The 9688-nt window shown below is 49.2% G+C and carries 2 protein-coding genes and 1 CRISPR repeat array; of the genes, one reads left to right on the top strand and one right to left on the bottom strand.

The features are described 5' to 3' along the window. Positions 1 to 31: 31 nt before the first annotated feature. Positions 32 to 7554: a CRISPR direct-repeat array (repeat unit 36 nt; unit sequence CTGGACACACCTTTGATGCCGTAAGGCGTTGAGCAC). Positions 7555 to 8295: 741 nt separating this feature from the next. After that, entirely contained in the window at positions 8296 to 8442 is a 147-nt protein-coding gene (locus OSC10802_RS49825; protein ID WP_017717447.1) for a hypothetical protein, read from the bottom strand. Positions 8443 to 8567: 125 nt separating this feature from the next. Between OSC10802_RS49825 and OSC10802_RS0114280 the strand changes: the two genes are divergently transcribed. After that, the gene (locus OSC10802_RS0114280; RefSeq protein ID WP_044170133.1) at positions 8568 to 9569 is read left to right on the top strand and encodes an IS4 family transposase; all 1002 of its coding nucleotides are present in this window, start codon (positions 8568 to 8570) and stop codon (positions 9567 to 9569) included. Positions 9570 to 9688 lie beyond the last annotated feature (119 nt).

The following is a 9688-nucleotide window of genomic DNA, read 5'->3' as shown; positions in this document are numbered from 1 at the left end:
CAAGTAAGTCCTTGGGTCATCGATCGGGTATCTGGACACACCTTTGATGCCGTAAGGCGTTGATCACGCTTCAAACGGGAACTCGTGTCAGGGAGGTCGGAGCTGGACACACCTTTGATGCCGTAAGGCGTTGAGCACGGATGAAACTCCAGAAAAATCGACAACAAAAATCCTGGACACACCTTTGATGCCGTAAGGCGTTGAGCACGAGAGGCGGAGTCAGATTCCTCGGCTGGATACAGCTCTGGACACACCTTTGATGCCGTAAGGCGTTGAGCACGGGGCTCTAATTTGTGGCGTAAATGCTGGTTTTTCTCAAGCTGGACACACCTTTGATGCCGTAAGGCGTTGAGCACGTCTTATATTTGCTGTCCAATAAGTTGCTGATTGCTGGACACACCTTTGATGCCGTAAGGCGTTGAGCACGATTCCAACCTTTTTTCCTGCTGCAAATCAGCCCAACTGGACACACCTTTGATGCCGTAAGGCGTTGAGCACTACATCTGTTCGAAACCTGAGTAGTAGGGCTCGGGGTACTGGACACACCTTTGATGCCGTAAGGCGTTGAGCACCTACGACGGGGCCGCCTGGCAAAACTGTTGGTAATTATTTCTGGACACACCTTTGATGCCGTAAGGCGTTGAGCACGAGAGGCGGAGTCAGATTCCTCGGCTGGATACAGCTCTGGACACACCTTTGATGCCGTAAGGCGTTGAGCACGGGGCTCTAATTTGTGGCGTAAATGCTGGTTTTGCTCAAGCTGGACACACCTTTGATGCCGTAAGGCGTTGAGCACGTCTTATATTTGCTGTCCAATAAGTTGCTGATTGCTGGACACACCTTTGATGCCGTAAGGCGTTGAGCACGATTCCAACCTTTTTTCCTGCTGCAAATCAGCCCAACTGGACACACCTTTGATGCCGTAAGGCGTTGAGCACATAGAGGATACCCAAGAATTTGCAGACATAGGACTTCTGGACACACCTTTGATGCCGTAAGGCGTTGAGCACAGAAATCCCCTTCAAGCTAGTGGTCGGTGGGTATGTCTGGACACACCTTTGATGCCGTAAGGCGTTGAGCACAACACTGTCTTTGCTCATACACGGCAACTCTAAGACTGGACACACCTTTGATGCCGTAAGGCGTTGAGCACTTGAAGATTTCGCCGAAGATTTCGCCAGTGAACAACTGGACACACCTTTGATGCCGTAAGGCGTTGAGCACGTAGCAAGACAAAAAGCTCCTTGCACAACGGTTACGCTGGACACACCTTTGATGCCGTAAGGCGTTGAGCACTTGCTGTCAACAATCTTAACTTTAGGCGGAATTGGGTCTGGACACACCTTTGATGCCGTAAGGCGTTGAGCACGCTGCAAAACCGGCACTGAGCAGGCAGGCCGCATTCCTGGACACACCTTTGATGCCGTAAGGCGTTGAGCACTCCGGAGAAAAATCTCCGGGAAATGATTGAAAATTCTGGACACACCTTTGATGCCGTAAGGCGTTGAGCACCGGCTAACCTTAATCCAGTTTCCTCGCTACGAGCGTCTGGACACACCTTTGATGCCGTAAGGCGTTGAGCACTGTTGGTTTCTCCTGTCTTTCACCAGTGAAAAAGTTCTGGACACACCTTTGATGCCGTAAGGCGTTGAGCACCTTTTGACAAAGTTTCCTATTGGGATGTAATTTCAGCTGGACACACCTTTGATGCCGTAAGGCGTTGAGCACATGGTTTAGGAAGGCGAAGTTACACGCTTCAAAACCTGGCTGGACACACCTTTGATGCCGTAAGGCGTTGAGCACGACTCTGGTGTCAGGATTCTTTCTTGGGCTGGAGACCTGGACACACCTTTGATGCCGTAAGGCGTTGAGCACCCTGTCTGCCGGTGGTGGCGCGCTGCGAATGGCGACTGGACACACCTTTGATGCCGTAAGGCGTTGAGCACCTCAAGCAGCACCCACTCCCGCATCTGCACCGGCCTGGACACACCTTTGATGCCGTAAGGCGTTGAGCACGGACGGGGCGTTCTTCGTAGGATGGTGGTTGATTTACTGGACACACCTTTGATGCCGTAAGGCGTTGAGCACGTAAGTGAGCATGCCTCGCTTCCGACAGCTTTTGGTGCTGGACACACCTTTGATGCCGTAAGGCGTTGAGCACGCCACGGCTACGTCCTCCTTCTTTACCTGTGATTCTGGACACACCTTTGATGCCGTAAGGCGTTGAGCACGAATTTCACGATTGGAATCTGAACAGCGCCTATCCGCTGGACACACCTTTGATGCCGTAAGGCGTTGAGCACTATATCCTCTTGTTTTGTTTGGTAAAACAAAGGGACCTGGACACACCTTTGATGCCGTAAGGCGTTGAGTACATCCAAACTAGCCATCACTGCAAATCATCCTTTTCCTGGACACACCTTTGATGCCGTAAGGCGTTGAGCACAAGTAAAAGGGCAGAAAGGTTTTCTGCCCTTTACCTACTGGACACACCTTTGATGCCGTAAGGCTTTGAGCACGTATGTATACGACTAGATTCTTTGGCTTCCGGAAACTGGACACACCTTTGATGCCGTAAGGCGTTGAACACGGATCAATAGCCCCCTTTCCTGGCTGGTAAACTTCCTGGACACACCTTTGATGCCGTAAGGCGTTGAGCACCAGCAAATAATGTGCCACTTTTTTTAAGGAAAGCCTTGACTGGACACACCTTTGATGCCGTAAGGCGTTGAGCACTGTTTAACGGACAAGCCGTTTACCCAATTTCGTGCCAGCTGGACACACCTTTGATGCCGTAAGGCGTTGAGCACACTAGAAAGCAAGTCGCGGCGGCTCTCGACCAGTACCTCCTGGACACACCTTTGATGCCGTAAGGCGTTGAACACGACGCTCTTTCTTGCAGTGGCCCACGCGGAAAATTCTCTGTCCCAACCTTTGATGCCGTAAGGCGTTGAGCACGAAACTTTGCGGAAAATTTTGACAGGAAATATGGTCTGTCCCAACCTTTGATGCCGTAAGGCGTTGAGCACCCAAAGGCTTGCTAAATTCAGTTAAATCAGGACTGCTGTCCCAACCTTTGATGCCGTAAGGCGTTGAGCACTGCACAGAGACAGAAAATGGGCAACAAAAATAAACTCTGTCCCAACCTTTGATGCCGTAAGGCGTTGAGCACTGGCCCATTTCTCACCTCAGCTTGGACTGGTTTAGTTTCCTGTCCCAACCTTTGATGCCGTAAGGCGTTGAGCACCTTAGCTGCTTCAGCCACTCCGCACGCGCCGGTAGATATGTCCCAACCTTTGATGCCGTAAGGCGTTGAGCACATTCAGTTTCCTCGCTACGAGCCCGTGTCGTATTCAACTGTCCCAACCTTTGATGCCGTAAGGCGTTGAGCACCCGTTTTGCGAAAGCAATTCTTACTGCTAGAGAACCCTGTCCCAACCTTTGATGCCGTAAGGCGTTGAGCACATCGGCTGGACAGACACGCCACAGCGCTTGCTTCTTCTGTCCCAACCTTTGATGCCGTAAGGCGTTGAGCACAACACAGCAGATTTGACTTTGGCCCGCGAGGATTTGCTGTCCCAACCTTTGATGCCGTAAGGCGTTGAGCACCTCGGGCGGAACGGGTTGATGCCGGTGGACTTTTCCTGTCCCAACCTTTGATGCCGTAAGGCGTTGAGCACGGCAATCGAAGTGAGGTTGCAAGAACCTGCGGGATTCTGTCCCAACCTTTGATGCCGTAAGGCGTTGAGCACTAATTTTTTTCGACTTGAGCCATCCACGCCGCTAACTGTCCCAACCTTTGATGCCGTAAGGCGTTGAGCACACTGTTTTATTGTCTTGATTCTACCCTAAAAACTCTGGACACACCTTTGATGCCGTAAGGCGTTGAGCACAATTGACGCTTACCCAGCCGCCAAGCCACCATGAAGACTGGACACACCTTTGATGCCGTAAGGCGTTGAGCACTGCTGGATGCAAGTGTGTCAAACAATATCGTTCAGCTCTGGACACACCTTTGATGCCGTAAGGCGTTGAGCACCTTCGGTTTTTCTGATTTTGCTTTGGCCATTTTTAGTCTGGACACACCTTTGATGCCGTAAGGCGTTGAGCACGTACTGACACTTTTGAAGATGCTGTTACTGCTATCCTGGACACACCTTTGATGCCGTAAGGCGTTGAACACTTCGACGCAACTGTTAATCTAGCCAATAGTTTAGCTACTGGACACACCTTTGATGCCGTAAGGCGTTGAGCACTTTTTACCTGGAAACAAAGTGAACCCAAAACTCTCTGGACACACCTTTGATGCCGTAAGGCGTTGAGCACGAAAGGATAGGTTGCTATTGGGCTATAGGCAGTTCTGGACACACCTTTGATGCCGTAAGGCGTTGAACACTGATTCAAACAAAAATACGATAATTGCAGGGTTTGACTGGACACACCTTTGATGCCGTAAGGCGTTGAGCACCAGAAATCGAACGCTCTCTGCGCAACGGGGAGTCTCTGGACACACCTTTGATGCCGTAAGGCGTTGAGCACTTTAAGAGCGTGGGTGGTTCTTGGACAACTGCGTTACTGGACACACCTTTGATGCCGTAAGGCGTTGATCACTAGTAATCATTGCGAATTTTGAGCAGCTCAGCCTGCCCCTGGACACACCTTTGATGCCGTAAGGCGTTGAGCACCTGATATGACACGACCTTTGTTATCGACTTCGATAGTCTGGACACACCTTTGATGCCGTAAGGCGTTGAGCACGGAATCAGGTATTCATCAGGTCATCAGGTACTCACTGGACACACCTTTGATGCCGTAAGGCGTTGAGCACTGGCTATCGAGACGAACGCCGAGCAAGCCGAGGGGTCCTGGACACACCTTTGATGCCGTAAGGCGTTGAGCACAGCAATCTAACGGATGGACACTGAAAGACTGGATTCTGGACACACCTTTGATGCCGTAAGGCGTTGAGCACTCCCAAATATGCCCACAAAAAACACATTTTTTCTCCTGGACACACCTTTGATGCCGTAAGGCGTTGAGCACGGGATTCCTGATCTAACTGTGCCCACCTGTGATGAACTCTGGACACACCTTTGATGCCGTAAGGCGTTGAGCACAAATACTTCTATCGTCCCCTTCCGGAAAGAGAAAGCTGGACACACCTTTGATGCCGTAAGGCGTTGAGCACGGAATTGGTTGGTTACTGCTCAGGTGGGCAATCTTAGCTGGACACACCTTTGATGCCGTAAGGCGTTGAACACTCCGAAAAGCCGCACAGTTCAGCCGGCACAAGGATTTCTGGACACACCTTTGATGCCGTAAGGCGTTGAGCACTAAAAACAGCAATGACATGATATTGGTTTTCGGCATCTGGACACACCTTTGATGCCGTAAGGCGTTGAGCACTGAGCGGCAACGAATGGAGTTACGGGAAGCCTATTTCTGGACACACCTTTGATGCCGTAAGGCGTTGAGCACCCTGGGTGAACGGTCGGGAAATTCCCAGGCTTTCTCCACTGGACACACCTTTGATGCCGTAAGGCGTTGAGCACGATGTAGATTTCGGTTATATGGGTGCCGATAATGCCTGGACACACCTTTGATGCCGTAAGGCGTTGAGCACTTCCATATAGTTAAACGTTCTAGGTCAGAGAAGCCCTGGACACACCTTTGATGCCGTAAGGCGTTGAGCACATTATATTCAGCGTCAGTCCTATAAGCTGAAAGACGCTGGACACACCTTTGATGCCGTAAGGCGTTGAGCACAGGTAACACTAATAATGTGGAAATGGATTCCGTTCTGGACACACCTTTGATGCCGTAAGGCGTTGAGCACCGGCAAGGCTTAGCAGACCATTACATCGCTAAAGCAAAGCTGGACACACCTTTGATGCCGTTAGGCGTTGAGCACTCTGTTCCTTCACCGGCGGGAGTTGAGCGGCGTCCCTGTCCCAACCTTTGATGCCGTTAGGCGTTGAGCACAAGGATATCTCACAGCCCAAACCCAAACCCACAAAACTGTCCCAACCTTTGATGCCGTTAGGCGTTGAGCACACCGGCTGATGGACTTTTGAGAGAAGAGCCTCATTTCTGTCCCAACCTTTGATGCCGTTAGGCGTTGAGCACGGTTCTCCAACCAGAAAACTTCTCTGGAGCGTATAATTCTCTGTCCCAACCTTTGATGCCGTTAGGCGTTGAGCACTCCTAAAACTTTCCGCCCGCATCTCCCCCCGCCTCTGTCCCAACCTTTGATGCCGTTAGGCGTTGAGCACCAAGTGCAATTGTCCCCCACGTGCCTGAACCTTTCTGTCCCAACCTTTGATGCCGTTAGGCGTTGAGCACTTCGTAGGGATGTCCATGTTCGTAGGGATGTCCATGCTGTCCCAACCTTTGATGCCGTTAGGCGTTGAGCACAAAGCACATTCAGAATAGTCCACAACAGTTTCCTCCTGTCCCAACCTTTGATGCCGTTAGGCGTTGAACACCCGGTCGGTGAACGTGGAATTGGCGCAAGCGGTTCCTGTCCCAACCTTTGATGCCGTTAGGCGTTGAACACCGCAACCACAACGGCTTCTGCCGCTGACTTGACTCGCTGTCCCAACCTTTGATGCCGTTAGGCGTTGAACACCCGCTACCGCCGCCTGGACTCATGGCGCAGGCGCAACTGTCCCAACCTTTGATGCCGTTAGGCGTTGAGCACCAGATCGCCCGAAAGCCGGCTTTCGTCTGGTAAAACTGTCCCAACCTTTGATGCCGTTAGGCGTTGAGCACCCCATTGTGTTTGCTCTCCTAATTTTGCAAGCGACTGTCCCAACCTTTGATGCCGTTAGGCGTTGAGCACGGGATAGGCGATGAAAAAACACGTGAATCAATAAACTGTCCCAACCTTTGATGCCGTTAGGCGTTGAGCACAAGCATCTCGACTCCGCCAATCAAGCGGGGATCGCTGTCCCAACCTTTGATGCCGTTAGGCGTTGAGCACGGATCCTTCTAGAGCCGGGTGGCATCCACTCTTTTCTGTCCCAACCTTTGATGCCGTTAGGCGTTGAGCACCTCATAACGCTACTACACTGTCCGGCATTGGCTCGTTTCTGTCCCAACCTTTGATGCCGTTAGGCGTTGAGCACCGTCAAGAAGCTTGCTTTTTACCCAGTCAGCAGCTCCTGTCCCAACCTTTGATGCCGTTAGGCGTTGAGCACAATGCTGGATAACTCTGTTCTACGGATCGGCTAGCCTGTCCCAACCTTTGATGCCGTTAGGCGTTGAGCACGGATAGTTGCTGCAGACCACGACCAAGCCGTCGAAGCTGTCCCAACCTTTGATGCCGTTAGGCGTTGAGCACGCACTCATAAACTGTGCCGCAAAATACTCACGCTTCTGGACACACCTTTGATGCCGTAAGGCGTTGAGCACTGGGGGAGCTTTCCAACCTCAGGATTGGCGGGAAACTGGACACACCTTTGATGCCGTAAGGCGTTGAGCACTTGGATTTTTGTCAGCACAAGATAAAGCTCTTTTCTGGACATACCTTTGATGCCGTTAGGCGTTGAGCACTTCGCAGGGTTGGTGAGCAATAGCTTGCCGCTTTTTTATAGGGCGTTCGGAGCGTTTGCAGATAATTATCCTTTCGCTAAAGTAATTGGCAGAAGTTTAGGTGACTGGAACCATGCAATGTGCTTCATGCGGCCATATTCGTGGTAGCAACGATCGATATAGTTTCTATCTGTAGTTAATGGATAGACCGTTACCTCGCTGAACAGATAACCTGTTTTTTAAATAACTGGTTTATTTATATATTTATTGCGCAAAAAAAAGAGGTTGTTCCTGTTATATAGCGAGCGGAAAACTGGTTTCTGATTAAATCTCTGGGTCAGCCGGCAAAAATTGTCTGAGAAACCCGGTTTCTTTGCCTCGGTCAATCGCGTGGGGAAGTCAGAACCCGGGTTTCTGATTAGACCTCTCTGTCCGCCGGCAAAAATTGTCTGAAAAACCCGGTTTCTTTGCCTCGGTCAATCGCGTGGGTAACTCAGAAACCGGGTTTATTAATAAACGACATTACCCGACATATCCCCGACTTCCAAGTTTCGTAAAGCGTTTCGCCCTTTGGAGGTGAACCTTTACCGGAGTCACGCTGCGCAGCCCCTATTGGGCCAAACTGAAAACAGTCATTCCCAAATCCCTCCCTAATAATATTATACGCCCCATTAACCTCAGCATTAATAACAGCTACAACCGCTGTCTTAAACAATCCTCTTTTCCCCCTCCCCCCCGGAAACTGCTGTGTTATCTCAGCGGTTATAGCTCCACAAATCTGCACCGGCTCCTATAATATTCCTCCGTCAGTATTACCTTAATCCCAGCTAGCACCGCCCCATAAGCCAACATCTCCACCAGCAGGCGATCGGGGATAGAGGTGAAGTTTTGGTTATTCACATTCTCCATTTCAATCTCTTGTTTTCATACCCTCACTATACCACAAGTGTTGAATCTTAACAATTCGACATAAAAAAAGCGCCCAAAACGTGCTATGATTTGGGCTACGGTCAAATCAATACTGTTAATAACCTGTGCTCAACTCATTCTCTAAGATTGTCCAAAATCGTTTGGCTTCTTTGCCTAAAAATGATTATCCTGTCCTTAACACCCGCTTGTTTATGTCCATATGGTTGAGCTATGCAATGGATAAAAGCTTGACCAGTATGAGAGATATATTCAAGCGACTAAATGGAACTGGCTATGAGCTAGATATTTCAACTTTCTCCAAAGCTAATGCGTCCAGAAGTCAAGAGCCATTTCTGAGACTTTATCAACAACTTAATGAGGAAATTTGCCGTCAAAAAAGCCTTCAAAAATATGAGCTGTGTCCTATTGATTCAACTGTCATTACTCTAACGAGTAAATTGCTATGGCTGCAAGAATACTACCAAGTCAAGCTTGTTAGCTCCTTAAATTTAACCACAGGAGTTCCAGAAGAAAACTTAATAAATTTTGGATACGACTCTGACTACAGATATGGAAAAGAGATGTTAGCTAGTTTGCCCCCAAACGGTGTAGGGGTAATGGATCGGGGCTTTTCTAGTTTAAAATTTTTACGGCTCGCCCAGCAGTCAAACAAGTATTTTGTCTTGCGCATACCTAACAACTACAAACTTCAATTTTCTGAAAATAAGGGGCAGTTTCTAGTTGGGACAGGCAAGGACTCAGGAATATATAGAGTTGTTAACTTTTGCGATCTTGAAAAGCGTGCTGAGTATAGATTGGCCACCAATTTGGAGCGGGCCGAAGTCTCTGATGAAGAGCTTATGGAAATCTACAAATATAGGTGGCACATAGAGTTGCTATGGAAGTTTCTTAAAATGCACCTTAAGTTGGATAAGCTGATTACTAAAAATGTAAATGGTATAGCTATACAAATTTATGTTTCGCTGATAGCTTACCTGATATTAAAGATAGTAGATATTCCTAAAGAATGGGGGACTACGCTACTAGATAAACTCCGCTATCTTCAATGTTGTATGTGTCAAGAAATCAGCTATGTCCACTGGATAGAACGACTTCTCTCTGGCTAAGCATTTTTACTCAGGGCAGGATAAATGTAAGCTAAAATGTAAAGTTTTGTGACAGAATTCAACACTTGTGTCACTATACCTGATAACCAGCTGTCAGATCCCCTCAGCCACCAGAGAGT

It is taken from the genome of Kamptonema formosum PCC 10802, from assembly GCF_000332335.1.
In the GTDB taxonomy this organism is placed as follows: domain Bacteria; phylum Cyanobacteriota; class Cyanobacteriia; order Cyanobacteriales; family Oscillatoriaceae; genus Oscillatoria.
Note: the sequence above shows the minus strand (reverse complement) of the source record. Positions and strands in the feature narration are given on the sequence as shown.

Coding starts and splice junctions, on each gene's coding strand:
- OSC10802_RS49825 (WP_017717447.1), bottom strand. CDS start 8,442: ATGGAGAATGTGAATAACCAAAACTTCACCTCTATCCCCGATCGCCTG.